This window comes from Chelativorans sp. (assembly GCF_031180965.1).
GTDB lineage: Bacteria > Pseudomonadota > Alphaproteobacteria > Rhizobiales > Rhizobiaceae > Chelativorans.
Map to the genome: position 1 here is coordinate 134745 of NZ_JAPSLH010000004.1, position 24465 is coordinate 159209.

25 protein-coding genes, 2 tRNA genes and 1 riboswitch are annotated in these 24465 nt (G+C 64.4%); of the genes, 12 read left to right on the forward strand and 15 right to left on the reverse strand.

Features of this window, described 5'->3' with window-relative positions; genetic code table 11:
* Window position 1: 1 nt before the first annotated feature.
* Window positions 2-1480, forward strand: coding sequence for a protein adenylyltransferase SelO family protein (locus RIN79_RS04605; protein ID WP_309083440.1), 1479 nt, complete (start codon window positions 2-4; stop codon window positions 1478-1480).
* Between the two features lie 57 nt (window positions 1481-1537).
* Here the strand turns inward: RIN79_RS04605 and RIN79_RS04610 are convergent.
* Window positions 1538-1613 (reverse strand) — tRNA-Phe (locus RIN79_RS04610).
* A 293-nt stretch (window positions 1614-1906) separates the two neighbouring features.
* On the opposite strand from RIN79_RS04610, the gene RIN79_RS04615 reads away from it, so the two are divergent.
* The 3 genes from RIN79_RS04615 (at window position 1907) to hemA (ending at window position 4224) form a co-directional block, all read left to right on the forward strand.
* Entirely contained in the window at window positions 1907-2179 is a 273-nt protein-coding gene (locus RIN79_RS04615) for a hypothetical protein (protein ID WP_309083441.1), read from the forward strand.
* Entirely contained in the window at window positions 2179-2790 is a 612-nt protein-coding gene (locus RIN79_RS04620; RefSeq protein ID WP_309083442.1) for a hypothetical protein, read from the forward strand. The genes RIN79_RS04615 and RIN79_RS04620 overlap by 1 nt, the downstream gene beginning before the upstream one ends.
* A 156-nt stretch (window positions 2791-2946) precedes the next feature.
* On the forward strand, window positions 2947-4224 hold the full coding sequence (gene hemA, locus RIN79_RS04625; RefSeq protein WP_309083539.1) for a 5-aminolevulinate synthase: 1278 nt from the start codon (window positions 2947-2949) through the stop codon (window positions 4222-4224).
* Between the two features lie 21 nt (window positions 4225-4245).
* Here the strand turns inward: hemA and mscL are convergent, their stop codons facing one another.
* Window positions 4246-4665: a large conductance mechanosensitive channel protein MscL gene (gene mscL, locus RIN79_RS04630; RefSeq protein WP_309083540.1), complete on the reverse strand. Its 420-nt coding sequence runs from the start codon at window positions 4663-4665 to the stop codon at window positions 4246-4248.
* A 157-nt stretch (window positions 4666-4822) separates the two neighbouring features.
* On the opposite strand from mscL, the gene RIN79_RS04635 reads away from it, so the two are divergent.
* Entirely contained in the window at window positions 4823-8293 is a 3471-nt protein-coding gene (locus RIN79_RS04635; protein WP_309083443.1) for a PAS domain-containing hybrid sensor histidine kinase/response regulator, read from the forward strand.
* A gap of 1 nt (window position 8294) precedes the next feature.
* Here the strand turns inward: RIN79_RS04635 and RIN79_RS04640 are convergent, their stop codons facing one another.
* Entirely contained in the window at window positions 8295-8951 is a 657-nt protein-coding gene (locus RIN79_RS04640; protein WP_309083444.1) for a response regulator transcription factor, read from the reverse strand.
* Window positions 8952-9049: 98 nt separating this feature from the next.
* Complete coding sequence (locus tag RIN79_RS04645; protein ID WP_309083445.1) at window positions 9050-9505, reverse strand: hypothetical protein; 456 nt, start codon at window positions 9503-9505, stop codon at window positions 9050-9052.
* Between the two features lie 127 nt (window positions 9506-9632).
* Here RIN79_RS04645 and RIN79_RS04650 point away from each other — a divergent pair, with 127 nt between their 5' ends.
* Window positions 9633-9980, forward strand: a complete 348-nt coding sequence (locus tag RIN79_RS04650; RefSeq protein WP_309083446.1) for a DUF952 domain-containing protein — start codon at window positions 9633-9635, stop codon at window positions 9978-9980.
* The gene (locus RIN79_RS04655; protein ID WP_309083447.1) at window positions 9977-11068 is read left to right on the forward strand and encodes a quinone-dependent dihydroorotate dehydrogenase; all 1092 of its coding nucleotides are present in this window, start codon (window positions 9977-9979) and stop codon (window positions 11066-11068) included. Before RIN79_RS04650 ends, RIN79_RS04655 begins: the two co-directional genes overlap by 4 nt.
* A gap of 6 nt (window positions 11069-11074) precedes the next feature.
* On the opposite strand, the gene RIN79_RS04660 is transcribed toward RIN79_RS04655, so the two are convergent.
* The 3 genes from RIN79_RS04660 to RIN79_RS04670 form a co-directional block, all read right to left on the reverse strand.
* Window positions 11075-12418 carry an MATE family efflux transporter gene (locus RIN79_RS04660; RefSeq protein WP_375165874.1) on the reverse strand — a complete coding sequence of 448 codons (1344 nt, stop codon included), beginning with the start codon at window positions 12416-12418 and terminating at the stop codon, window positions 11075-11077.
* A gap of 91 nt (window positions 12419-12509) precedes the next feature.
* Window positions 12510-12773, reverse strand: a complete 264-nt coding sequence (locus RIN79_RS04665; protein WP_309083448.1) for a DUF6460 domain-containing protein — start codon at window positions 12771-12773, stop codon at window positions 12510-12512.
* A 127-nt stretch (window positions 12774-12900) separates the two neighbouring features.
* Window positions 12901-13404: a metallophosphoesterase family protein gene (locus tag RIN79_RS04670; RefSeq protein WP_309083449.1), complete on the reverse strand. Its 504-nt coding sequence runs from the start codon at window positions 13402-13404 to the stop codon at window positions 12901-12903.
* Between the two features lie 146 nt (window positions 13405-13550).
* On the opposite strand from RIN79_RS04670, the gene xth reads away from it, so the two are divergent.
* Window positions 13551-14321: an exodeoxyribonuclease III gene (gene xth / locus RIN79_RS04675; protein WP_309083450.1), complete on the forward strand. Its 771-nt coding sequence runs from the start codon at window positions 13551-13553 to the stop codon at window positions 14319-14321.
* A gap of 56 nt (window positions 14322-14377) precedes the next feature.
* On the opposite strand, the gene RIN79_RS04680 is transcribed toward xth, so the two are convergent.
* A complete protein-coding gene (locus RIN79_RS04680; RefSeq protein ID WP_309083451.1) occupies window positions 14378-15727 on the reverse strand; it encodes a hypothetical protein in 1350 nt (449 codons plus the stop codon).
* A gap of 193 nt (window positions 15728-15920) precedes the next feature.
* Here RIN79_RS04680 and RIN79_RS04685 point away from each other — a divergent pair, with 193 nt between their 5' ends.
* Window positions 15921-16112, forward strand: coding sequence for a DUF3606 domain-containing protein (locus RIN79_RS04685; protein WP_309083452.1), 192 nt, complete (start codon window positions 15921-15923; stop codon window positions 16110-16112).
* Window positions 16113-16149: 37 nt separating this feature from the next.
* Here the strand turns inward: RIN79_RS04685 and RIN79_RS04690 are convergent.
* Both RIN79_RS04690 and RIN79_RS04695 read right to left on the reverse strand, forming a co-directional pair.
* A tRNA-Gly gene (locus tag RIN79_RS04690) sits at window positions 16150-16224 on the reverse strand.
* A 71-nt stretch (window positions 16225-16295) separates the two neighbouring features.
* Window positions 16296-17387, reverse strand: coding sequence for a 2'-deoxycytidine 5'-triphosphate deaminase (locus tag RIN79_RS04695; protein WP_309083453.1), 1092 nt, complete (start codon window positions 17385-17387; stop codon window positions 16296-16298).
* Between the two features lie 77 nt (window positions 17388-17464).
* Window positions 17465-17542, forward strand: a riboswitch (SAM riboswitch).
* 41 nt (window positions 17543-17583) lie between these two features.
* On the opposite strand from RIN79_RS04695, the gene RIN79_RS04700 reads away from it, so the two are divergent.
* Window positions 17584-18774, forward strand: a complete 1191-nt coding sequence (locus RIN79_RS04700; protein ID WP_309083454.1) for an O-succinylhomoserine sulfhydrylase — start codon at window positions 17584-17586, stop codon at window positions 18772-18774.
* Window position 18775: 1 nt separating this feature from the next.
* Here the strand turns inward: RIN79_RS04700 and RIN79_RS04705 are convergent, their stop codons facing one another.
* Entirely contained in the window at window positions 18776-19381 is a 606-nt protein-coding gene (locus RIN79_RS04705) for a CDP-alcohol phosphatidyltransferase family protein (protein ID WP_309083455.1), read from the reverse strand.
* A gap of 112 nt (window positions 19382-19493) precedes the next feature.
* Between RIN79_RS04705 and apaG the strand changes: the two genes are divergently transcribed.
* Window positions 19494-19886: a Co2+/Mg2+ efflux protein ApaG gene (gene apaG, locus RIN79_RS04710; protein WP_309083456.1), complete on the forward strand. Its 393-nt coding sequence runs from the start codon at window positions 19494-19496 to the stop codon at window positions 19884-19886.
* Between the two features lie 104 nt (window positions 19887-19990).
* Here the strand turns inward: apaG and RIN79_RS04715 are convergent, their stop codons facing one another.
* A complete protein-coding gene (locus RIN79_RS04715; RefSeq protein WP_309083457.1) occupies window positions 19991-20206 on the reverse strand; it encodes a DUF1127 domain-containing protein in 216 nt (71 codons plus the stop codon).
* Between the two features lie 66 nt (window positions 20207-20272).
* Here RIN79_RS04715 and RIN79_RS04720 point away from each other — a divergent pair, with 66 nt between their 5' ends.
* Complete coding sequence (locus tag RIN79_RS04720) at window positions 20273-20950, forward strand: winged helix-turn-helix domain-containing protein (RefSeq protein WP_309083458.1); 678 nt, start codon at window positions 20273-20275, stop codon at window positions 20948-20950.
* 64 nt (window positions 20951-21014) lie between these two features.
* Here the strand turns inward: RIN79_RS04720 and RIN79_RS04725 are convergent, their stop codons facing one another.
* The 3 genes from RIN79_RS04725 to RIN79_RS04735 form a co-directional block, all read right to left on the reverse strand.
* On the reverse strand, window positions 21015-21521 hold the full coding sequence (locus RIN79_RS04725) for a ferritin-like domain-containing protein (RefSeq protein WP_309083542.1): 507 nt from the start codon (window positions 21519-21521) through the stop codon (window positions 21015-21017).
* A 449-nt stretch (window positions 21522-21970) separates the two neighbouring features.
* Window positions 21971-22339 carry a DUF1850 domain-containing protein gene (locus RIN79_RS04730; protein ID WP_309083459.1) on the reverse strand — a complete coding sequence of 123 codons (369 nt, stop codon included), beginning with the start codon at window positions 22337-22339 and terminating at the stop codon, window positions 21971-21973.
* A 2-nt stretch (window positions 22340-22341) separates the two neighbouring features.
* Entirely contained in the window at window positions 22342-24465 is a 2124-nt protein-coding gene (locus tag RIN79_RS04735; RefSeq protein ID WP_309083460.1) for a TRAP transporter permease, read from the reverse strand.

Consider the following 24465-nt stretch of genomic DNA (forward strand, 5'->3'; position numbering starts at 1 on the left):
AATGACAATTCACATCCCGTTCGACAACTCCTACTCACGGCTGCCAAGCCGTTTTTATGCCCGTGTCGCACCGACGCCCGTTTCCACACCGCGCCTGGTCAAGGTCAATCGCCAGCTTGCCCATGAATTGGGGCTCGATCCCGATGCGCTTGCCAGCCCGGAGGGACTGGACGTCCATGCCGGCACGCGCGTACCCGAAGGAGCCGAGCCGATCGCGATGGCCTATGCGGGACACCAATTCGGCCATTTCGTGCCCCAGCTGGGCGACGGGCGGGCCATTCTGCTGGGCGAGGTCGTCGACAAAAATGGCGTTCGCCGCGATATCCAACTGAAAGGTTCCGGCCTGACGCCGTTCTCCCGGAACGGCGACGGGCGTGCCGCGCTCGGCCCGGTCCTGCGCGAATATATCGTGAGCGAGGCAATGGCGGCGCTCGGCGTTCCGACGACCCGGGCGCTTGCGGCGGTGATGACGGGCCAGCGCGTCTACCGCGAGAAAGCATTGCCTGGCGCGGTGCTCACGCGCGTCGCCGCAAGCCATGTCCGGGTCGGCACATTCCAGTTCTTCGCCGCGCGCGGCGATTTCGATTCGGTCCGGCGCCTGGCCGACTACGCCATCGAGCGCCATTATCCGGAGCTTACGGAAAGCGGCAGGCCCTATCGCGCCTTTCTCGACGCCGTCGTTACCCGTCAGGCCGATCTCGTGGCGCAATGGATGCTTATCGGATTCATCCATGGGGTCATGAACACTGACAACACTGCGGTTTCCGGCGAGACAATCGATTACGGCCCCTGCGCCTTCATGGATGCCTACGACCCGGCGACTGTCTTCAGCTCCATCGACCAGTTCGGCCGCTATGCCTATGGCAACCAGCCGGGCATCGCGCAGTGGAACATGGCCCGGCTTGCCGAGTGCCTGCTGCCGCTGCTCGATGAGGACCGGGAGAAGGCGGTCGGCGAGGCGACCGAGGCGATGACTCTATATGCCGAGCGGTACAACCGCTCCTATCTCGCCGGCATGAGGCGCAAGCTCGGCCTCTTCACCGAGCAGGAAGGCGATCTCGCGCTGGCGCAGGACCTGCTTTCCCGGATGGCCGCCAACCAGGCGGACTTTACGCTCACGTTCCGCAGGCTATGCGACGCAAGCCTCGGCCCGGGTGGGGATAGCGCGGTACGGTCCCTGTTCCAGGACCCTGCCGCCTATGACGAATGGGCGGAGCGGTGGCGCCACAGACTGGCCGACGAGCACCGGGCCGCCGAGGAGCGGCGCGGGGCGATGCGCGGCGCCAACCCCGCCTTCATTCCGCGCAACCACCGCGTGGAAGCTGCCCTGAAAGCCGCTGTGGAAGCGCAGGATTTCGCGCCCTTCGAGCGGCTCCTCGATGTGCTTTCGAAGCCCTACGAAGACCAGCCGGAGTTCGCGGAGTATGCGGAGCCGCCTCCGCCCGCCGAGCGCGTCTATCAGACATTCTGCGGCACTTGAATGTTCGCCGTGCTAGGTGAGGCAAAGGGGGATCGCGCGCCACGGGACGAAGGGAGATGGTGCCCAGGGGCGGAATCGAACCACCGACACGCGGATTTTCAGTCCGCTGCTCTACCAACTGAGCTACCTGGGCTTGACCTGCGCAGGCGGGAGAAGCCCTTCCTGGCCGGCTGGCGGGTTGGCAGGCCGCCGAAAGCGCGTGGGTTATAGCACGAGAATCCTCCCTGTCCAGCGCTCCGCGACAGCAAATCCGCCCGCCCACGAGCCAATGGCACATGTCGCCTTGAGGGCCCGACCGCATAGAGGCGCGCCGCCACGCGGATCCCGTTCCTAGAACTGCCGCCACCACGCAGGGGACGCAGGACGTGCCGGAGCCGTCGTGCACAACTTGCAAAACGCATCGCTTGCCGACTGCATGGTGACAATATGACGGAGGGCATTCATTCTTCCTTTCGACATCCGCCGGTACCGTCGGCAGCAAGCAACCAGCAAGTCAGGTGTGCCATGCCCCGTTTCCTGTTTTCGCCCTTCTTTCTGGGTTTCTTTGCCTTTGCCATTCCCGCAGCCCAGGCGGCGAGCTTCGATTGCGCAAAGGCCGAGGCCGCTGATGAGATTGCGATATGCAAAAACCCTGAACTATCGGAGCTCGACACGGAGATGGGAGCTCTCTGGTTCACTTTCGATAAGCTGCCCTTCTGATGGGAAGCAACGCAGCGCGCGCGGAGGACGCAGAGGCTTTCCTGAAAAAGCGCCAGTCCTGCGGCGGGAACGGAACCTGCCTGCGCGAGGCCTATGTAGCGCGGATCGAGGCCCTGAAGCGGGGCATCGGCGACTGGTTCAGGAGCGAACAGGCCGTATCCGAGGCGCCCCAATGGTCGGCGGGGAATCTACCCGGTCCGGTTGCCGCCATCGCCGATGGATATGCAAAATCCTGCAGCCAGATCGGCGGGACGTTGGCGGCGGGCTTCGATACGCCCTCTGTCATGACGGCGGACCTCGACCAGGACGGCGTCCAGGATTTCGTCCTGAACCCGCAGAACATGCAGTGCAGCGCGGCCGCCACGGCGTATTGCGGCAATGGCGGATGCCAAATCGCGCTCGCACTTTCGCGCGACAATTTCGCCGACCCGGTCACGATCATGGGCGGCGCTCCCTCGCTCGCGCAAGGAGAGGAGGGAAGCTCTCTCGAGGTCTGGGTTGCCAACTCGAACTGCACGACCACCGAGGCGGCAAGTTCCTGTCTCGGCCGCTACTCCTGGCGGGACGGCAAGCTCGCCACCTCCTTTGAGGCAAGAGAATTCCAGCAATAGCCTCTTCGCGACCGCAAGGTTTCACAGTCGTGGCGGTTTGCCCTCCCCCCAGCGGAATTCTGCAGCCGGCTGCGAGCGTGGCATTTTGCCCGGTGGCGGGCGGTGGACGCCCGCGACCCCTCGGTCTATGATCCGGCCATAACCCAGGAAGGCGGCATGGATTATCGACGGTTCTTTTCCGAGGCGATCGATCAGCTCCACGCGGAGCGGCGTTACAGGGTTTTTGCGGATCTGGAGCGGATTGCCGGCGCTTTCCCGCGCGCCCTATGGCGCGCCCACGGCCAGGCGCGGGAAATCACCGTCTGGTGCTCCAATGACTATCTGGGGATGGGCCAGCATCCGGATGTGGTGGCGGCCATGCAGGAAGCCGCGGGCCGCATGGGCTCGGGCGCCGGTGGCACGCGCAACATCTCCGGCACCAACCATCCTCTCGTGGAGCTTGAGGCCGAACTCGCCGATCTCCACGGCAAGGAGGCAGCCCTTGTCTTCACCTCGGGCTTCGTCTCCAACGAGGCGTCGATTTCGACGATCGCGCGCCTCCTGCCCAATTGCCTGGTGCTCTCGGACGAGCTGAACCACGCCTCGATGATCGAGGGTGTACGCCGCTCAGGCGCTGAGAAGAAGATCTTCCGGCACAATGACCTGGGGCATCTGGAAACCCTGCTCAAGGCGGCCGGGCGCGAACGCGCCAAGCTGATCGTCTTCGAGTCGGTCTATTCGATGGATGGGGACATCGCGCCGATTGCCGAGATCGCCGATCTCGCCGAGCGCTACAACGCCATGACCTACATCGACGAAGTGCACGCCGTCGGCATGTATGGCGCGCGCGGCGGCGGCATCACGGAGCGGGACGGCCTCGCGCACCGCATCGACGTGATCGAGGGCACGCTCGCCAAGGCGTTCGGGGTCATCGGCGGCTATATCAGCGGTTCGGCGGCTGTCATTGACGCGGTCCGCTCATACGCGCCAGGCTTCATCTTCACCACCGCTCTGCCCCCCGCCATCGCCGCTGCCGCGACGGCCTCCATCCGGCATCTGAAGACGTCGTCCGCCGAGCGGAACGCACATCAGCGCCAGGCCCGCCGGACCAAGGAGGTCCTGCGCACCGCCGGCCTACCGGTCATGCCGTCGGAAACGCATATCGTGCCTCTGCTGGTCGGCGATCCGGAACTGTGCAAGAAGGCGAGCGACCGGCTGCTGGAAAGGCACGGCATCTACATCCAGCCCATCAACTACCCGACCGTACCGCGCGGTACGGAGCGCCTGCGCATCACGCCTTCTCCCTATCACACGGACGCGCTGATCGAGGAATTGCGGGACGCCCTGATGGAAACCTGGGATGCGCTGGGGATCCGTTTCACCGACTCGAGCCAAGTGCCTGCAGCGCAGTCGGAGCGCGTCATTCCGCTGGTCGTCTCGAAGTCGGGCGGCTGACCGGGAGCTGCGGAACGAAGCCTAGTTCCGCGTCGCCAAAAGATCGCGAATTTCCGTCAGGAGCTGGACATCCTGCGGCGGCGCCGCAGGCTCTGCCGGCGTCTCCGCCTGCCTCCGGCGCAAGCGGTTCACCCCCTTGACCATCAGGAAGATGATCCAGGCGAGGATCAGGAAATTGAGCACCACGGTGATGAAATTGCCGTAGGCGAGCACGGCTCCCTGCTCGCGTGCCTGGGCAAGAGTGGTCGCGGTCACGCCCGGGGCCAGCGGGTAGAAGTAGTTGGAGAAATCGAAGCCGCCAAAGACCGCGCCGACGACCGGCATGATGATATCGTCCGTCAGCGATCGCACGATGCCGCCGAAGGCGCCGCCGATGATCACGCCCACGGCAAGGTCGATGACATTGCCCCGAGCAATGAATTCCTTGAACTCGTTGACCATCCCCGACATGCCCAGACCCCTCCAGCAGGCGATTCGACCATGGCGGGAGCATAACAAATAGTGGACGGTCGGTAAGCGCCGGGCGCACTGCGAAAGAAGCATTGCGCCTTCCGCCCGCCCTGTGCTTCGATCCGGCTGGCTGGGAGGGTCCGCCGCCGTGCAGGGCTGGGTGATCGCGATCATCGCCATCGGCTACGTCACGCTTCTGTTCGTGATCGCAAGCCTTGGCGACAGGCGCGCCGCGACCGGTTCGCGGCCGCTCATCTATGCGTTGAGCCTGGCGATCTACTGCACGTCCTGGACCTTCTTCGGCTCCGTCGGTCTCGCCTCGGAACGGGCATTCGAGTTCCTCGCCATCTATATCGGGCCGATCCTCGTCTTCCTCTTCGCCAACCGGCTTCTCGGCCGGATCATCCGCCTGGCGAAAAGCGAGAAAATCACCTCGATCGCCGATTTCCTCGCAGCCCGCTACGGCAAGAGCTTCGCCATCGCCTCGATGGCGGCCGTGATCGCCACCTGCGGCACCGTCCCTTATATCGCGCTGCAGCTGAAGGCGATCTCGGATTCGGTGAGCCTCATGGTGGAGCACTACGACGGGGCTCTGCCGGCCATCGATTTCTTCATCGGCGACATCTCCCTTCTCATCGCCATGCTGCTTGCCCTGTTCGCCGTACTCTTCGGTACGCGGCACGCGGACGCCACGGAGCATCAGAACGGCCTGGTGCTCGCGGTGGCAGTGGAATCCGTCGTCAAGCTCACGGCCTTCCTCGTTATCGGTATCGCAGTCACCTTCGTGCTGTTCGGGGGTGCGGCGGAGCTTGCCCGCAAAGTGGCCGCCGAGCCGGAGGTGGTGAGCGCCTTTACCCATCCCACGTCGCTTGCCACCTGGGTGGTGATGACCACCCTCAGCGCCTGCGCCATCATCATGCTGCCGCGCCAGTTCTATGTCACGATCGTCGCCAACAGGGGACCGGACGAGCTCAAGCGCGCGGCATGGCTGTTCCCGCTCTACCTCGTGCTCATCAACCTCTTCGTCATTCCAATCGCCTTCGCCGGGATTTACGCCGTCGGAGACCGCACGAATTCCGATCTCTACGTCCTCGCCATACCTCTCCTTGCCGGGCATGACACTCTAGCGCTGCTCGCCTTCATCGGCGGGCTCTCGGCGGCGACGGCCATGGTGATCGTCGACAGCGTCGCGCTGTCCATCATGATCTCGAACGACCTCGTGATCCCGCTCTTTGCCCGCCGACTCCTGAGGCCCGACGGAGGGGAGAAGCAGGACCGGTCGGCGGTCATTCTCAACATCCGCCGTGCGGCGATCTTCGTCATCCTCTTCACCGCCTTCCTCTATTATCGCGAGACGACCGGCAATACGCGGCTGGCAGCGATCGGCCTCATCTCCTTCGCCGCCATCGCGCAGTTTGCGCCCGCTTTCCTCGGCGGGCTCATCTGGCGCGGCGCCAACAGCCGCGGCGCATTGGCGGGCATGACGGCGGGATTTGCGATCTGGGCTTACACGCTGCTCTTCCCGTCTCTGGCGCCGGCCGGCACGGACATCATCACCCACGGACCGTTCGGCATCGCGGCGCTCCGGCCCCAGGCGCTCTTCGGCACAGTCGCCGAGCCGCTGAACCATGGGGTCCTGTGGAGCCTGACGATAAACACCCTCTTCTTCATCCTCGGCTCGCTTTCCCGGGCGGCAAAGCCGCTCGAGCGCATTCAGGCCTCGATCTTCGTCCCGCGCGAAGCAACGCCCATGCCGAGCCTTCGCCGCTTCCGCACCGCCGTCACCGTCAACGATCTCAAGGATACGATCGCTCGCTATCTGGGCGTTGAGCGCACGGAGCGCTCCTTCCTCTCCTTCGAGGCGGAGCAGGGCCGGCCGCTGAACGGAAGCGAACCGGCGAGCATGGCGGTGATCCGCTTTTCCGAGCAGCTCCTTGCGAGCGCCGTCGGGTCCTCTTCGGCCCGCCTCATCCTGTCATTGCTCTTCCAGCGCAACGACACCTCGCCGCGCGACGCCATGAAGCTGCTCGACGACGCCTCGATCGCGCTGCAGCACAACCGGGACCTCCTGCAGACGGCGCTCGATCAGATGGAAGAGGGCATCACCGTCTTCGACAAGGATTTTCGCCTCACCTGCTGGAACCGCCAGTTCCGCGCCCTCTTCGATCTGCCCGACACTATGGGCCAGGTGGGCGTCTCGCTCGGCCAGATCGTCAACCATCTGATCACGCGCGGCGATCTTTCACCGGAGGACGAGAAGACGGTGCTCGACCGGCTGACCGCCTTCGGGGCTCCCTGGCAGTTGCGGCTGGGCAGGAGCGGGCGGATGCTGGAGATCCGCTCCAACATGATGCCGGGCGGCGGTATCGTCGCCACCTATACGGACATCACTGCCCGTGTTGAGGCGGATATGGCCTTGAAACGCGCCAACGAGACGCTGGAGCAGCGGGTCGCAAGCCGCACCGCCGAGCTCATGCGCGTAAACGAGGAGTTGGCGCAGGCGCAGATATTGGCGGAAGAGGCAAACCTGTCGAAGACGCGCTTTCTTGCCGCCGCCGGCCATGACATCCTGCAGCCGCTCAATGCTGCGCGCCTCTACTGCACTCCATTGCGGGAAAAAACGGATCGGGAGGATTTGCGCGGACTGGTGGACAACATCGAATCCTCGCTCGATTCGGTGGAGACGATCCTCGGCGCGGTGCTCGACATCTCCCGGCTCGACACGGGTGCCCTCAAGCCGTCCGAAAGCGTTTTCCGACTCGACGGACTGCTTGCCCAGATAAAAACCGATTTCCAGCCGCTTGCGGCGGAAAAGGGCCTGGGTCTCACCATCCTGCCTTCCTCCATTGCCGTCCGGACGGACCGCAATCTCTTTCGCCGGCTGGTGCAGAACCTGGTCTCCAACGCAATCAAGTATACGCGGCAGGGGCGCGTCCTCGTCGGCATCCGCCGCCGCGGGGAGCTGGTGGAACTGCAGGTAATCGATACCGGTATCGGAATTGCCGGCGATCATCTCAACACCGTCTTCCGCGAGTTCACCCGGCTCGAAGAAGGGATGCGCGAAGCGCAGGGGCTGGGCCTCGGGTTGTCGATCGTCGACCGCATCGCCCGCGTGCTAAGGCTCGAAATCCGGCTTCACTCGGAGCCTGGCAAGGGCACTCGCTTTTCCGTGATCCTGCCGGTCAGCACCGCCCTGCCGGATGCCGTCCCGGAACAGCCCGCGCCGCTCCTCCGCCCCAATGTGATGCTCGCTGGGCTCTACGTGCTTTGCATTGATAATGACGAGCAGATTCTCGATGGGATGCGCCTGCTACTGGAGGGCTGGGGCTGCCGCGTGCGCACGGCGACCGCCGCACCGGAATTCCTCTCTCCGGCAGACCGGCCCGATCTCATCCTCGCCGACTATCATCTCGACCGCGAGAACGGGATTTCCGTCATCGGGCGCTTGCGGCGCGCCTGGGGCGCGGAAATTCCGGCAGTGCTGATCACTGCCGACCGCACGAGCGAAGTCCGTGCGGCGGCGGAATCGGTGGGAGTTACCGTGCTCAACAAGCCCCTGAAGCCTGCCGCCCTGCGTGCGCTGCTAATGCGCTACCGCCAGGTGCTCGCGGCCGAGTAGCCTACGCACTGTCGGACAGAGGGTTTGCGCCGATGCGCGAAAGGCGGATCACCGCCTGGGTTCGGCTGTCCACGCCCAGCTTCTGCAGCACGGCGGAGACATGCGCCTTGATCGTCGCCTCCGACACATTCAGCTCATAGGCGATCTGCTTGTTCAATAGTCCTTCAGCCAGCATGGCGAGAACGCGCGTCTGCTGCGGCGTGAGCGTCTGTATCCGGCCGATCAGGTCAGATATCTCCGGGTCGCCTTCTTCGCCGAGGTCGATCCCTCCCGGCGCGTAGACACCCCCCTCGAGCACTGTCCGCACGGCGCGCCGCAACTCCTCCATGCGCGCGGACTTGGAGATGAAGCCGGAAGCCCCAAGCTCCAGCGCGCGGCGCACGGTCTGCGCATCGTCATGCGCCGATACCACCACGATCGGCACCGCTGGAGAAAGGCCACGCAGGGCCACCAGGCCCGACAGACCGCTTGCGCCGGGCATCGCCAAATCGAGAAGCACGAGGTCGATCTCGGGATCCTCAGCGAGCAGCGCCTTCACGCTCTCGAAATCGCCCGCCTCCAGGATCGCGCAATCGGCGCCGAACCCGGCCAGCGCCTGTTGCAGCGCGCCGCGGAAAAGCGGATGGTCGTCGGCGACGACAAAACGGTAGCCCGGCAAGAAGCCCTCCCGATGTCCCGGCCGCGCGATTCTGTTCTTCTCGGCCGGGATTCTCCCGATTATGCGGGGATCGGCGGTGTTTGCAAGGCAGGCGAGTGTCAGGTGCGCTGGCCGGGCGCTGCGCCCTGCTCGCTGGGCGCCTGCTCCTGTTCCGCCTCGAGCCCCCTCACAATATCGACAAAGCGGCGGAAGAACCGCTCCATCAGGTTCAGCGACTGCTCGAATTCCTGCTCCAGCGGCAGGTTTGTCCCGTTGCTCCCTTCCAGGGCTTTTACCCGCTCCTCCAGCGCCGTCAGTCGCTCGTGCAGCGCCTGGATGTCGGAGCCGCCGGCTTCGCCGGCCGCATTTGCGGTCGGCTCGTCGGTCGCTGTCCTGCAGACAAGCTCCCCCGACCGCTCCTGGCAAAGGGTCATCGCACCCGTCTGGGTGTCCATCCGCACATAGCCGTTCTCGGTCCGCTCCAGCCGGTAGCGTTCCTCGTTCTGGCCCCAAGCGGCGCCCCCGAAAAGAGGAAGGACAAGCAGGCCAGTAGTGACTACAATTGCTCTCCGCATCGGATTCTCCCAGAAGCACCAGAACGAGTTGTCCTAGCAGGCAAATGCGCCGCGATTGGGCCGCAAAAGCGGCGACTCCAGTCGGCCGCGTCTTTCACCCGTTCAATTCAGGCATTATAGCGCAGTCATGTCGCGACTGATCTACAAGATTTGCCCTGCCGCCCTGTGGCGGGAAGCGGAGAGCCGGGGCGCGTTTGCTGGGGCTCCGGTCGACCTCGCGGACGGCTTCATCCATTTCTCGACGGCCCCACAGCTGCGCGAGACGGCCGCGAAGCATTTTGCCCGGCAGGACGATCTCGTGCTCATCGCCGTGGACGAAGATCGGCTCGGTTCCGCGCTCAAATACGAGGTCTCGCGTGGAGGCGACCTGTTCCCGCATCTATACGCACCACTTCCCGTCTCGGCGGTGCGCTGGGTAGAACCGCTGCCGCTCGGTGCCGACGGACGGCACGTCTTTCCCGAGCTTGAAGCATGATACGCCGGCTTGGCGGGCTTGCGCAGCCTCTGCTCTTCGCCGTCGATCCGGAGCGGGCGCATGGCCTTTCCATTGCCGCCCTCAAATCGGGAATTCCCCTGTGTCCGGCGATTCCCGCCTACCCGAAGCTCGAACTCACAGTGGCCGGCTTACGCTTCCCAAACCCGCTCGGCATGGCGGCCGGCTATGACAAGAACGCCGAGGTGCCGGACGCGCTGCTTCGCCTCGGCTTCGGCTTCACGGAATGCGGCACCGTCACCCCGATGCCGCAGGCCGGCAATCCAAAGCCGCGCATCTTCCGGCTGATGGAGGACCGGGCGGTGATCAATCGGCTCGGCTTCAACAATGAGGGCCATGCGAGGGCCCTCACGCGGCTTTCCGCCCGCCGCGGCCGCGCGGGCGTCGTGGGCGTCAATATCGGCGCCAACAAGGACAGCCCGGATCGCATCGCCGACTATGAACAGGGCGTGCGCGCCTTCGCGGCGGTGGCCTCCTACCTCACCGTCAACATCTCCTCGCCCAATACCGCCGGGCTGCGCGCCCTGCAGGAGCGTGAGAGCCTCGCGGAGCTGCTGCTGCGCGTCATGGAGGCACGTGATGAGCAGGCGGAAAGGCTTGGCCGGAGGGTTCCGGTCTTCCTGAAGATCGCACCCGACCTGTCTGAAGAAGGCCTGGCCGACATTGCCGCGGAGGTGCTTGAGAAAAAGGTCGATGGTCTCATCGTCTCCAACACGACCCTATCCCGGACGGGGCTCCGGCATCGCGCCGCCACCGAGACGGGCGGGCTTTCCGGCGCGCCGCTCTTCACGCGCTCGACTATCGTGCTTGCGAAAATGCGCCGCCTCGTCGGGCCGGCGCTTCCCATCATCGGCGTCGGCGGCGTGCATTCAACGGAGACGGCGCTGGAAAAAATTCGCGCCGGGGCCGACCTCGTCCAGCTCTATACCGGGATGATCTTCGAGGGCCCTGGCCTGCCGAGCCGGACCGTCCGCGGCCTCAATGCCTATGCCGAGGCGAACGGCCTCTGCTCGATCGCTGAGATACGCGACAGCAATCTGCAGCACTGGGCGGACCGGCCGCTCGACTGAGGCCTTTCAGGCGAAGGTTTCGCGCGCCCGCTTCGGCAGCATCGCAAGCAGGCTCAAGCCGCGCGCGACCAGGAATATGTGGATCGCTGCCCAGAGGCCGTGGTTGCCGAAATCGTCTCCAGCCACAATGAGCCAGAGGACGAAGATGGCGAGCGAGAGCAGCATCATGTTGCGCATATCGCGCGACCAGGTGGCGCCGATGAACACCCCGTCCATCTGAAAGGCAAGGACGCCGCTTACCGCCGTCAGCGCCGCCCATGGCAGGAAGGCTATGGCAAGCTCGCGCACCTCCGGCGCGGTGGTCAAGAGCCCGACGAAAGCCTCGCCGAAGATCAGCAGGACAGCCGCGGCCACGCCGGCCAAAGCAAAGCCCCACAGTGATGTTAGCCACACCGCGCGGCGGAAAGCCGGCTCGTACCGCGCCCCGACGGCTCGTCCCGCCAGCTGCTCCGCCGCCGTCGCGAAACCGTCGAGAAAATAGCCGGCGACGAGGAAGAAATTTATCAGGATCGCGTTCGCGGCCAGCGTGACGGTGCCAAGCTGTGCGCCCTGGCGGGTGAAGAGGGCAAAGGCCGCCAGGAGAGAGAAGGAGCGGATCATGATGTCGCCATTGAGCGCCAGCATGCGCGCGATATCCGCCACATCGAAGATGCGCGCCAGGGGCAGCCGCCTCGCGCCGGAAAAGCGGCGCGTGAGGAGGGCAATCCCGGCCGCCGCGGCCAGCAGCTCGCCGCCGACGGTGCCCCATGCCACGCCTTCCAGGCCCCAGCCGAGCTTCAGACCGAGCAGGATCGAAAGCGCGATGTTGGCGCCGTTGAGCAGGAATTGCAGCGCCAGACCCAGCCCTCCCTCGCCGCGCCCGAGCAGATATCCCAGGACCGAGAAGTTGATGAGCGTCAGCGGCGCGGCCAGCATGCGAATCTCGATATAGGCGCGCATCGCTTCCGCCACGTCCGGCGCCGGATCGATGAACCACACGCCGAGCGCCGCGACGGCGGGCGTCAGAAGCATCAGGAGAATGCCGATGCCGAGCGCCGCCGCCAGCGACCGCATGACCGTCGCCTGCTCCTCTTCCGGCTCGCCCCGGCCATGTGCCTGCGCGACAAGGCCGGTGGTCGACGAACGCAGGGAGTTGAAGGTGCTGAAGACCACGTCGAAAACGACCGCGCCGCCGGCAAGCCCGCCCAGCAGGGCGGCGCTTCCAAGCTGACCCACGACCGCCGTGTCCACGACGCCGATCAGCGGCGTGGTGAGATAGGCGAGCGTCATCGGCACCGCGACCGAAAGCACCAGCCTGTTCGTCACCACGAAGGGCGGTCCGGCGGTGTTGGGGGAAGGGGCTTGATCCAAGAGCCGTTCCAAATGTGAGGGAGGCGCAGCTTCAATGCCCTTCACCAAGCGGAAGCACAAGGCGCTTCCAGCGGTTTCGAATGGGCCCGCGCTAGCGGCGTAAGCTCACGAGCCTCAGGATGAGGAAGGCCGGGATGACGATCACCGCGCCCAGGACAATATAGCCCAGGAAGTCGCCTATGGCAGCAAAGCCCATATCCCAGATGCGCAGGATCGTGCCGCGCAATGCGTCGAACACGTCCCACGGCGTCCAGTCAAAGACGCTCATGAGGAACCCGACGATGAGGGATACTATCAGGAATTTGATGAGAACCCGCAAAGGGCTGTCGCCAAGGAATCTCGTCAGTGCTGACACGATCCACTCCTGTCCGAATCTCTTCTCGCCCCTGCACATATGGGCTCGGCCCGCCAAGCGCAACGGCGCAGAACAAGGCAGACCGCCAGCCGGCTTCGACGTGGCGATTGCGGAAACCTTCTCTCGTTCAGCCTGCCCTTGCCCGCCTTCGCTTCATGATCTGATCCAGCGTGGCCGGCCGCAGACCCTGCGCGTCCACGCCCACGTCAAACTGCCGAGGCATCGGCGTGAGCTTCCCATGGGAATGGCCGTGCAGATTGACCGACTTCTTGCCCATCTTGTTCCAGGTCCGGAATGGATAGTGGCAGAGGATGAAGAGCTGGCCCTCGATCAGCAGCTCCGCGTAGTGCTGGATGCTCGCCCAGCCTTTCGCGGCGACCGTGGCCGGTCCGTCATTGTTGCCGATGATCAGGTGCTTGCGGCCGTTGAGCGAAGCGAGCAGCGCCTCAACCGCCTCGGCATCGCCGCGCGCAAAATCCCCCAGGTGCCAGACCTCGTCATCCCGGCCGACCACCTCGTTCCAGTAGCGCACGAGCGCCGCGTCGTGCTCCGCCATCGACCCGAACGGCCGGCGGTCTATGCGCAGGACGCGGGGATCGGCAAAATGCGTGTCGCTGGTGAAGTAGATCATGCGGAGGCAACAAACCCGTTCCTCTATCAAGCATAGTGGTGCCGGTTCGTTCCCGTATCCGGAGCCATCATCGACCTCCCGCGAATGCGGCTGAACGCGGGGCGGACCTGCGCGTTAAACTCAATTCCAACAACGGGCGCATCATCTTGCTCATCGCCACTTTCAACATCAACAACGTGAACCGCCGGCTGGAAAACCTGATCGCCTGGCTGCGCGAGAGGCAGCCCGATGTCGTGTGCCTGCAGGAGTTGAAGTCGGAAGACCGGGCGCTTCCCATCGCCGCATTGGAGAAGGAGGGCTATCACGGCGTCTGGCGCGGGCAGAAGACCTGGAACGGCGTCGCCATCCTGGCGCGAGGAAGCGAGCCGATTCTTACCAGAAAGGCGCTTCCCGGCGATCCGGAAGACAAGCAGGCCCGCTATATCGAAGCGGCCGTGAACGGCGTCCTGGTCGCCTCGATCTATGCGCCGAACGGCAATCCGCAGCCGGGCCCGAAATTCGACTACAAGCTCGCCTGGCTTGCGCGCCTGCAGCGCCATGCGACCTCCTTACGGAGAACGGGCGCGCCGATCGTCCTCGCCGGCGACTTCAACGTCGCACCGACGGATCTCGACATCTATCCGACCAAATCCTGGGACGATGACGCGCTGATCCAGCCGGAAAGCCGGGCCGCCTTCCGGCGCCTTGTCGGCAGGAGCTGGACCGACGCTATCCGCTCACTTCATCCCGATCAGCGCATCTACACGTTCTGGGACTACAAGCGGCAGCGCTGGGAGCGCGACGCGGGGCTACGGCTCGACCACTTTCTGCTCACCCGCGACCTCGCCGAGCGGCTGATCGAGACGGGTGTGGATCGCGACGTCAGGGGCCTGCCCGGCGCCAGCGACCACGCTCCGGCCTGGATCAGGCTTGGGTGACACAGTTCGGTCTCCGACGAAGGGTGCGCGTCCCGGCAGCGCCCCCTCCGCTCAACCTATTTGGCCAGGGTCCCCGCGCCGGCCCCGCCGCGGACCAGTTCAGCTACTTTCTCCACGGGATCGATCGTATAGTCATAGGGCGGGCTCCAGCCGATCTCCTCGCTGATCTGCAGGTCGGGATTGGCCTCCTTGAAGGCTTGCAGCAGCTTCGCCGGCTTTCCGTTGAAAAGAGAGCCCTCGTCCCGGAAGACCGTGCCCTTGTAGTGCGAGAGCATTTCGGCCTCGGGCACGCTTGCGGGCATCTCGAAGACATTGGCTTCAGACAGGATCGCGCTCTCGACGCCCAGCCCGAATATGTAGTTGTGGGTGTAGTGCGTGTCGCCGGAATTCACATAGAGGTTGTTGAATGCGTGCACCTGGCCATAGCGCACCCGCGGGTTCCGTTGGCTCGAATTCTCATAGAAATTGTGGTGCAGCGTGACCTTCAGGTGTCCGCGATCCGTCTCGCGGCTGTCGCTCGAGCCGATGAGATGCGTCTTGTCGTGGTTCTGGACGTGGTTCCAGCTCACCGTGACGAAGTTGGACCCGTTGACGATGTCCACCGCACCGTCATGGTGCTGGACGCGGCGCCCAAAGACTTCCGGCTCGCGGTCGTCCGGCCGGTCACCGTCCGTGAAGGTGTTGTGATCGATCCAGACATGGTCGCTCTCGCGCACCTGGATGAGGTCGTATTCGGAATTCCAGTTTCCCTCATCCCCGTCGGTCCCGTCCCAGGCGGGAAAGAGGTCGTAGCTGTCCTGAAAATGGATGTTGCGGACGATCACATTCGATACGCCGTCGATGTTGAAGGTGCCGTTCTTGACGACCGCGTCACCGCCAAGGCCGAAAATGGTCTTGTTCGATCCGATATTGATGACCGTGTGGGCTGCCTGGTTCTTCTGCGAGCGGGCCCTCGCCTCTTCCAGCGGCCCCTCTGGCTCTTTCTCCATGCCGTAGGTGGCCGGGTCATAGGCTCTCACGTAAGCCTCCCAGTTGTATTCCGGATCGGCGAAATCCTCCGCCGTGAGAGGGTTGCCGTTGTCGTCCTCGGTCAGATCGATGGTGCCGGAAACAAGGATGATCGCCGGCGTGTCGTTGTCCGCATTCGTCGCGTTGTCGCCGCCAAGGGCCTTCACCAGTTCGGCGCGGCTGTCCACCACATGGATGGCGTCGTCGGTCGCTCTTGCGCCGCCGCTCGTGCCGCCGTCCTGGGTCGCCCAACCCGTTTGCGCCGGCTGGCGCGCCAGATCGAGCGTCGCTGCCTCCACTCCTTCCGGCTGGGCGGCCGCCGGCCAGGCGGCGAGCACGCCTATCACCGCAACGGCCAAGGCGCCGATCGAGGTCTTCGCAATTGTCCGGGAATTCATAGGCTCCTCCTCCCATCTTCTCCGCTCCCCGCCATGAAAAGACATGCGGCGGCGCAACGGAATTAACGGGAGCGGAGGAAAGGATGGATGAAACCGAAGGTTCAGCAGCACCGATCGGAAGCTGTCGGCTTGAACCGGAACGGCCCGGAACCCGCCTCCCTTTCAAATGTTCTTTTGGCAAAGGAGACGGATCATGGGCGATGACAAGACCTTCACCGATGCAGAGAGCCGGGCGCGTGTTGCCGGCGGAGACGACTATGAAGTGAGGCACCTGGCCGAGCGGCATGGCATCCCGCTTGAGCAGGCCCGGGATCTCCTCAAGAGGTACGGCGACGACCAGCCCATGCTGGAGCGCGAGGTGCAGAAGCTGAAAGAGCGCGGCTGATCCGGCTTGGATGATCGCGAACCCGCCAGAAAGAGACTGGAGCGGGCGATGGGAATCGAACCCACGACATTCAGCTTGGGAAGCTGACGTTCTACCTCTGAACTACACCCGCGTCGGCGGCAATTAAATCGCGATGCACCCGGCGCGTGTCAAGCTCCATTTTGGCCACACGCCAGTGCCCCCTTACGCCGCGCGGAAATGCTTCGACAGCTTCAGCGCCTGGCCCTGATAATTGGATTTGAGATCCATGCCATAGAGATTGCGCGGCAGAGCGCTCATGCGCTCGTAGATCAGGCGGCCGACAATCTGACCGTGCTCGAGGATGAACGGCACCTCGTGGCTGCGCACTTCGAGCACGGCGCGACTGCCCGTTCCCCCCGCCGCGGAGTGGCCGAACCCGGGATCAAAGAAGCCCGCATAGTGGACGCGGAACTCGCCGACGAGCGGGTCGAACGGCGTCATCTCCGCAGCGTAAGCGGGCGGCACATGCACGGCCTCGCGTGAGACGAGGATGTAGAACTCGTCCGGATCGAGGACGAGGTCGCGCGAGCCATGATTGTAAAGGGGTTCCCAGAATTCCGGCACCTCGTAGGCTGCCTTCCGCTCCACATCGATCAGGCTCGTGTGATGCTTGGCGCGATAGCCGATGAGACCGCCGGCGCCGCCCTCAAGGTCGATCGAAAGCGCAATGCCGCCCCCGGAAATGTTCGGCTTCTCCGAGGCCACCAGCACTTCCCGCTCGTGCAGGGCGGCAAGGTCGCCTTCACTGAGGAGCGCGTTGCCGCGGCGGAAGCGTATCTGCGACAGGCGCGAACCGGGGCGTACCACGATCGGGAAGGTGCGCGGACTCACTTCCAGATAGAGCGGCCCGGAATAGCCGGCCGCGATCTTGTCGAACTCATGCCCGTTGTCGGTCATGACGCGCGTGAAGATATCGAGGCGACCGGTGGAGCTCTTCGGATTGGCCGAAGCCGACACGTCGGGCGGGAGGGAAAGGCTCTCCATGAGGGGGACGATGTAGACGCAGCCGGTTTCCAGCACCGCCCCCTCGTCCAGCTTGATCTCGTGCAGCCTCAAGCGCTCTAGCTTGTCGGCCACGCGCGAGCCGGGGCCCGGCAGGAAGCTCGCGCGCACGCGGTAAGCGACGGTGCCGAGCCGCAGGTCGAGGCTCGCCGGCTGGACCTGGTCCGGGTCGAGCGGGCGCGGCGCTGCGAGCGCGCCGCCTGCAAACAGCGCCGCGATCTCGGTATCCGGCAGGATGCCCGTGCTGCCCAAGCTTTCCCCCTTGAGAAACCTGACTGGACCTTTACTGTGCGCCGCGATTGACGCAAGCCAAAGCCATCTCTAAAGAGGCATTATCCCGTGGTGATTTGGCCGGTCGGCTTGCAGCCACGTTAAACAAGTCGCTAAAAGGCCGTGCTCGATTGCTCGAACCGGCTCTCCGCGGCCGGTTTTTTTGTTGAGCAGAGCTATGGCGAAAAGATTCGAAGACGACTGGAAGCCGCAGACCCGCCTGGTTCATGGCGGCACGCTGCGTTCGCCGTTCGGCGAGACATCCGAGGCCCTGTTCCTGACGCAGGGCTTCGTCTACGAAACCGCCGAAGCCGCCGAAGCCCGCTTCAAGGGCGAGGAGCCGGGCTTCATCTATTCGCGGTATGCGAACCCCACCGTCGACATGTTCGAGCAGCGCATGTGCGCGCTGGAGGGCGCGGAGGACGCGCGCGCCACAAGCTCCGGCATGGCCGCCGTCGCCGCCGCCCTGCTCTGCTCGCTCAAGGCCGGGGACCACGTCGTATCGGCGCGCGCCCTTTTCGGCTCCTGCCGCTGGATCATCGACACTCTGATGCCGCGCTACGGCATCGAGACCACCCTTGTCGACGGAACGGACCTCAAGGCCTGGGAAGGAGCGGTGCGCAGGAACACCAAGCTGTTCTTCCTCGAAAGCCCCACCAACCCCACCTTGGAGGTCTGCGACATCGCCGGAATTGCGGGGCTGGCCGACAGCATCGGCGCGCGCGTGGTGGTCGACAACGTCTTTGCGACGCCGCTCCTGCAGAAGCCGCTCGAGCTCGGCGCCCATGTGGTCGTTTACTCGGCGACCAAGCATATTGATGGACAGGGGCGCTGTCTCGGCGGGATCGTGCTTTCCGACAAGGCCTGGATCGACGAGAACCTGCACGATTATTTCCGCCACACGGGGCCGAGCCTTTCGCCTTTCAATGCATGGACGCTGCTCAAGGGGCTGGAGACGCTGCCCGTCCGCGTGCGCCAGCAGATGGAAAGCGCGGCGCGCGTGGCCGACTACCTGGCCGAGCATCCCAAGATCGCCCGGGTGATTTATCCGGGCCGCCCCGACCACCCACAGGCGGACCTGGTGAAGCGGCAGATGAAGGGCGGCTCGACGCTTGTGTGCCTGGATCTCAAGGGCGGCAAGCAGGCCGCCTTCGCCTTTTCCAACGCGCTGAGGATCATCCGTATCTCCAACAATCTGGGCGACGCCAAGAGCCTGATAACGCATCCGGCCACCACCACGCACAAGAACCTTTCGGAAGAGGCTCGCGCGGAAGCGGGGATCCATCAGGGAACGCTGCGCCTTTCGCTCGGGCTGGAAGACACCGGCGACCTCATCGCCGATCTCGACCAGGCACTCTCGAAGGTTTAGGTCAGCGGAACACCAGCCTCGCAAGCACGATGCGGGAGACCGCGGTGTAGAGCGTAAGCGCTGTAAAGACATAGGCAAACGCCGGGAACCACCGGGGAAACAGGCAGGCAAGCACGAAGACCGACAGCGTCTCGCCTGCCTCCGCCAGCCCCGTCGTGAAGAAGAAACTCTTCTGGCCGCGCGCCTCGGTGGACATGCGGCGCTTTTCCGCAATCGCGGCATAGGCGAGGAAACTTGCGCCGTTCACATAAAAGGAAAAGAGCAGAACGGCACCCGCGAGGCCGTTCGCCTCGGGATCGTTGAGCACGAAGCCGAGCGGAACGGCGCCATAGAAGGCGAAATCGAAGACGATGTCCATGTATCCGCCGAGATCGGTTCTGCCGTTGAGGCGCGCCACCGCCCCGTCAAGCCCATCGCCGAGGCGGCTCACAAGGATGAGCGCCAGCGCCGCCCAGAAGTGGCCGAAGGCAACGGCCAGCGCCGCTGAAAGGCCGAGGGCAAGGCCGGCGACGGTGATGGCGTTTGCGGAGATGCCTGCATCCGCCAGGCGGCGCGCCAGCATTGAAAGAAGCGGCTCCAGTTTCCTTCGCCCCCAGCCATCGATCACGGTGCTGCTCCCGCTCCTGCCCAATGACATTGATCTATATCGCCGCGGGATACATATCACCTGTCACATATCGGTGTGCTGCCGAGATCGGAGCCTTGCGGGGACAGTGCCCATGTATCGAGCGGTAACCCACGGTATAGAAGTCTGCGTCGAGCCGTTCTTCCTGCCGGAACGATCCGACCCCGACGAAAGCCGCTACTTCTGGGCCTATCAGGTGACCATCGCCAACCGCTCTTCGACAACGGTGAAACTCTTGTCGCGCTATTGGCGCATCACCGATGCGATGGGCCGCGTGGAGGAGGTGCGCGGGGACGGAGTGGTGGGAGAGCAGCCCGAGCTGGAGCCGGGAGGCACGTTCCGCTACACGTCCGGCTGCCCTCTTGGCACCTCCTCCGGCATCATGGTGGGGCACTACACCATGCGAACCGCAGAAGGCGGCATGCTGGAGGTGAAAATTCCCGCCTTCTCGCTCGATTTTCCCGGCGATGAGGTATCGCTGAACTAGCGCGGCTTCGAGCCCTCGAATGAGCGCTCCGCGTGGTTGGCCACGGCTTCAACCACCCTTCGACGGCGGACGAACTATAGCCCCATCTCCACTGATAGAATGAGCTAGCGCCAGAACGGCCTTGTGCATTCTCGGCGCACGTCCTCAGGCCTCAGACCGATGTCCGCGAGCAGGTGGTCGTCGAGTTCCGAAAGGTGCAGGCGCTGCCGCCGGCGCGCCTCGAGGCGGAGGATGAACCGGAGGAGAGTGGAGACAGAACGGCGAAAGCGACTGCGGCAGAGGCCGGCCTGGGTCCGCTTGACGGCGGGGGATGTCTGCATCGTCTTGCTCCTTCGAGAGAAGCAATAGCAGTTGTCTGACGGCGATAGTTTGCTTAGGATCGAAGTATGAAAGCAGGAACGGACCTGGCGCAGATCGGCAGCCTCGTAGGCGATCCTGCCCGCGCGAACATGCTGGCCGCTCTCATGGGCGGAACGGCGCTCACAGCGAGCGAACTGGCGCTGGAGGCCGGCGTGGGCCTGCCCACTGCCAGCGCGCATCTGGCCAAGCTTGCTGACGGTGGCCTCATCAGGATGCAGCGGCAGGGGCGGCACCGCTACTATGCGCTTTCAGACCAAAGCGTCGCAGCGATGCTGGAGAGCATCATGGGCGTAGCGGCGACGGTAGGGCCAAAACGCGTCCTGCCCGGGCCGCGCGACAAAGCCTTGCGCGAGGCGCGCGTGTGCTACGATCACCTGGCGGGAGAGATGGGGGTGATGATGCTCGACCGCTTCGTCGCCAAAGGTCTCATCCTAATCGAAGGCGAGCGCGCCGAGATCAGCGATGCAGGCGCGGACTATTTTACGCGTTTCGGAATCGACCTAGGCGGGCTTGGCAAGAACCGCCGGCCGGTGTGCCGCACCTGCCTCGACTGGAGCGTGCGCCGCGCGCATCTGGCAGGCGGCATTGGAGCGGCGCTGCTGGACCGCATGCTGGGGCTGGATTGGGCAAAGCGGGAACAGCACAGCCGCATCCTGCGCTTCACGCCGATCGGCCGGCGAAAATTCGAGATATTTATCCGGTGACCCCTCCTCCGCCCGAGCCGCCTCAGGCGGCGGGCGGAGAAAGGCGCACATGGTCAGCTGAAGGCTACTCGGCGGCGGCCAGGTTGATGCGGCTCTCGGCAAGCTGCGTCAGCTTCTGGTCGGTGGCCTTTTCCTGGGCGAGGTTTTTCTTCAACAGTTCCGCGCATTCCTTATGGCCGAGCTGCTCAGCCCAGGTCACGAGCGTGCCGTAGCGGGTGATCTCATAGTGCTCGACCGCCTGCGCCGCGGCGATAAGGGCGGCGTCCAGGACCTGCGGATCCTCGACCTCGCCGGCGATTTCGTTCGACTCCTCGATGATGCCGTCGATAGCGGGGCAGTTCACGCCCTTGGCCTGCATATTCATCTTCTGGAACACCTGCTCCAGGTTCTGGATTTGGCCTTCGGTCTCCTTCAGATGATGCTCGAAGCCCTGCTTCAGCTGGCTGTTGCTGGCCTTCTGGATCATTTGGGGCAGGGCTTTCATGATCTGCTTTTCAGCATAGTAGATGTCCTGCAGGGTATGGACGAATAGATCGTCCATGCTCTTGATCTCTTTCGAAAACAGACCCATCGTCTCGTTCCTCTTCTTCTCGTGTTCGACCGGGCGGCAACTGCCTCCGCCCTGGCTCATGGGTCTAACACCTCGCGGGGCTGCTCTGTTCCAACCTTCGCCGTGTGTACGGCCTCCCAGTCTGTGACATTTCAGCCACGGTCGTGAAAGATCGTCCCACCGCCACAGCGGCGCCCAGATCAGTCCCATTTTCCGCCACGGACCGGGTGTCTCTGGAGCCCAGTTAACAAACGCGTTCACCGAGTATTCATGCGTTTTTACTAAATTGCGCTCGGAGGGACGTTCAGACAGTCGGGACACGCGACCATGGGGTTCATCAAGTTGATCGTTGCCTGCGTAAAGGCCGTCCGTGACTTCTTCGCGCCGCGATATCATCCGGAGCGCCACTATATGCGGGGGCCGGGTCCGGCTTGCGCGCGGCGTCGGGGCGGCGGCCAGTCCGCTCACGCCTAGCGGGCGACGCTACAGGACCTCAGGAGGACGGGGGCGCCTGGTGCGGCGCCCAGGTCAAGGCACCTTCCGTCGGCGCAGAGGCGCCAGGGGCTCCCGGTGGCGCCGGATGCGGCAAGGCGAAGCTCCGGAATCGGACCGAGCTTCGGAACATAGACCCACCATCCATCGAGAATGCGCGCATCCGGCGGCGGCTCCATTCCGGCTCCCGAGCCTTTAACCCGGGCTTCCATGATCTGCAGGCCAGCCGGCGTAACCTGCCACGTCTCCCGCCATTCAAGCTTTTCGACCGAATGGATCCAGGAGAGCGTGAACAGGCCGGAAGCGAGCGTCAGCGCCTTGCCGGCAGCGAACAGGCAGGCCGACACCGCTACTCCTCGACGAGCTTCTGCGGCGGCTCGGCCCGTTTGCCGCGCGCGAGGTACCAGTGCAGGCCAAGGAGAAGCGCGGAAAGCAGGAAGCCGAGCTCGTCCGTCCATGGCAGCGCCAGCACCAGAAGCAGGCCGGCGGCGAAGGCGGTCACGCGCTCCCAGAGCGCCATGGGGCGCAGCCAGAAGCCAACGAAGGCCATGCCCCACAGCGCCACGCCCAGAGAAGCCTTGAATACGACATAGAGGACCTCGACCGGATAACCCCAGGCCGCGGCGATCGCTCCGCCCTCCTGCAGCATCAGCGACGGCGTGTAGACGGCCATGAAAGGCACGACAAAGCCGGCAACGGCGAGTCTCGTTGCCTGGACGGCGATCTTGAGGCCAGAGGTCTTGGCCATCGGCGCTGCCGCGAAGGCGGCGAGTGCCACCGGCGGGGTCAAATCGGCCATGATGCCGAAGTAGAACACGAACATGTGGCTGACGACCAAGGGCACGCCGAGTTCGAGCAGCGCCGGGCCCGCCAGCGACGAGGTGATGATGTAGTTCGGAATGGTCGGAATGCCCATGCCGAGGACGAGGCAGGTGATCATTGTCAGGACCAGCGACAGGAACAAATTGTCCCTGCCGATGGCGATGATGGCGCCGATGAAGGTGGAGGCGATGCCGGTCAGTGTCAGCGTGCCGATGACGACGCCGACAATGGCGCAGGCGATGCCGACCGGCAGCGCATTCTTGGCGCCTTCGGCAAGCGACTCGCGGCAGATCAGCAGCGTCTCGCGGCCGCCCTTGAAGGCAAGGCAGCCGACGATCAGAGCCAGCAGGACGATCGCCAGCAGGTCGACGCCGTAGCGGATGAAGGAGGCGGCCGCGAGGCCAAGCGCAATCCAGAACACCACACGGAAGGCGAACGGGCCTATCAGAGCGGCAATCGGCGTGCCGAGGATGAGCACCACGGTGAGCGCCAGGCCCATCGTGCCGGCGAAGATCGGCGTGTAGCCGGCAAACAGCAGGTAAACCAGGACGGCGAGCGGCAGCACCAGCGGCCAGTGCTTGCGCAGGGCCGCCCAAGGGTTGGGCAATTCGGACTTGTTCATGCCCTTGAGGCCCGCCTTGCCGGCCTCCAGATGCACGGTCCAGAAGCAGACGCCGAAATAGAGGAAGGCAGGGATGATCGCCGCCTTGACGATTTCGGCATAGGGGACGTTTAGCGTCTCGGCCATGATGAAGGCGACGGCGCCCATGACCGGCGGCATGATCTGGCCGCCCATCGAGGAGGTCGCCTCGACTCCGCCGGCGAATTCGGAGCGAAAGCCGAAGCGCTTCATCAGCGGGATGGTGAACTGGCCGCTCGCGACCACATTGGCCACGCCCGAACCGGAAATGGTGCCCATCAGGGCAGAGGACAGCACGCAGACCTGGGCCGGCCCGCCGCGCGCCCCGCCGACGAGGCCGAGCGCGAAATCGTTGAACAGCGCGATCATGCCGGCGCGCTCAAGGAAGGCGGCGAACACGACGAAGATGAAGATATAGGCGGCCGACACGTAGATCGGCGTGCCGTAGATGCCTTCGGTACCGAAGCCGATATGCTCGATGATCTGCGCGAAATCGTAGCCGCGATGGATGAACGGCCCGGGCATGTACTGGCCGAAGAAGCAATAGGCCAGGAAAATGCCGGAGATGATGGTGAGCGGCAGGCCCATCAGCCGGCGCGCGCCCTCGAAGACCAGGACGATCAGCACCACCCCGACGATCAGATCCGGCGTGGTATGAAAGCCGCCGGCGCGCATCAGCAGATCCCGGTAGAAGATCCAGTTGTAGACGCCGGTGAGAAAGCCGAGCACGCCAAGGATCCAGAGGATGGAGCGCGTCACCTTGGATTCGGTTCTGAGATTGCCGAGCAGCGCGAATCCGAGGAGCAGCAGGAAACCCACATGCATCGCCCGCACGACCTGGCTCGGTAGGGTGCCATAGGCCGCCGTCCAGAGCTGGAACAGGGAGAAGGCGATGGCGATGGAGTAGGCCGCCGTCCCCCAGAAACCGGCGCCCCATCCCGTGGGGAGCCCTTCGGTCGGGACCTCGTCCGCGGGCGCGAGAATGTTTTTCGGGTGAGGGGTGTCGGTCAT

Coding starts and splice junctions, on each gene's coding strand:
- RIN79_RS04605 (WP_309083440.1), top strand. CDS start 2: ATGACAATTCACATCCCGTTCGACAACTCCTACTCACGGCTGCCAAGC.
- RIN79_RS04615 (WP_309083441.1), top strand. CDS start 1,907: ATGACGGAGGGCATTCATTCTTCCTTTCGACATCCGCCGGTACCGTCG.
- RIN79_RS04620 (WP_309083442.1), top strand. CDS start 2,179: ATGGGAAGCAACGCAGCGCGCGCGGAGGACGCAGAGGCTTTCCTGAAA.
- hemA (WP_309083539.1), top strand. CDS start 2,947: ATGGATTATCGACGGTTCTTTTCCGAGGCGATCGATCAGCTCCACGCG.
- mscL (WP_309083540.1), bottom strand. CDS start 4,665: ATGGTCAACGAGTTCAAGGAATTCATTGCTCGGGGCAATGTCATCGAC.
- RIN79_RS04645 (WP_309083445.1), bottom strand. CDS start 9,505: ATGCGGAGAGCAATTGTAGTCACTACTGGCCTGCTTGTCCTTCCTCTT.
- RIN79_RS04650 (WP_309083446.1), top strand. CDS start 9,633: ATGTCGCGACTGATCTACAAGATTTGCCCTGCCGCCCTGTGGCGGGAA.
- RIN79_RS04655 (WP_309083447.1), top strand. CDS start 9,977: ATGATACGCCGGCTTGGCGGGCTTGCGCAGCCTCTGCTCTTCGCCGTC.
- RIN79_RS04670 (WP_309083449.1), bottom strand. CDS start 13,404: ATGATCTACTTCACCAGCGACACGCATTTTGCCGATCCCCGCGTCCTG.
- RIN79_RS04680 (WP_309083451.1), bottom strand. CDS start 15,727: ATGAATTCCCGGACAATTGCGAAGACCTCGATCGGCGCCTTGGCCGTT.
- RIN79_RS04685 (WP_309083452.1), top strand. CDS start 15,921: ATGGGCGATGACAAGACCTTCACCGATGCAGAGAGCCGGGCGCGTGTT.
- RIN79_RS04700 (WP_309083454.1), top strand. CDS start 17,584: ATGGCGAAAAGATTCGAAGACGACTGGAAGCCGCAGACCCGCCTGGTT.
- apaG (WP_309083456.1), top strand. CDS start 19,494: ATGTATCGAGCGGTAACCCACGGTATAGAAGTCTGCGTCGAGCCGTTC.
- RIN79_RS04715 (WP_309083457.1), bottom strand. CDS start 20,206: ATGCAGACATCCCCCGCCGTCAAGCGGACCCAGGCCGGCCTCTGCCGC.
- RIN79_RS04720 (WP_309083458.1), top strand. CDS start 20,273: ATGAAAGCAGGAACGGACCTGGCGCAGATCGGCAGCCTCGTAGGCGAT.
- RIN79_RS04725 (WP_309083542.1), bottom strand. CDS start 21,521: ATGGGTCTGTTTTCGAAAGAGATCAAGAGCATGGACGATCTATTCGTC.
- RIN79_RS04735 (WP_309083460.1), bottom strand. CDS start 24,465: ATGACCGACACCCCTCACCCGAAAAACATTCTCGCGCCCGCGGACGAG.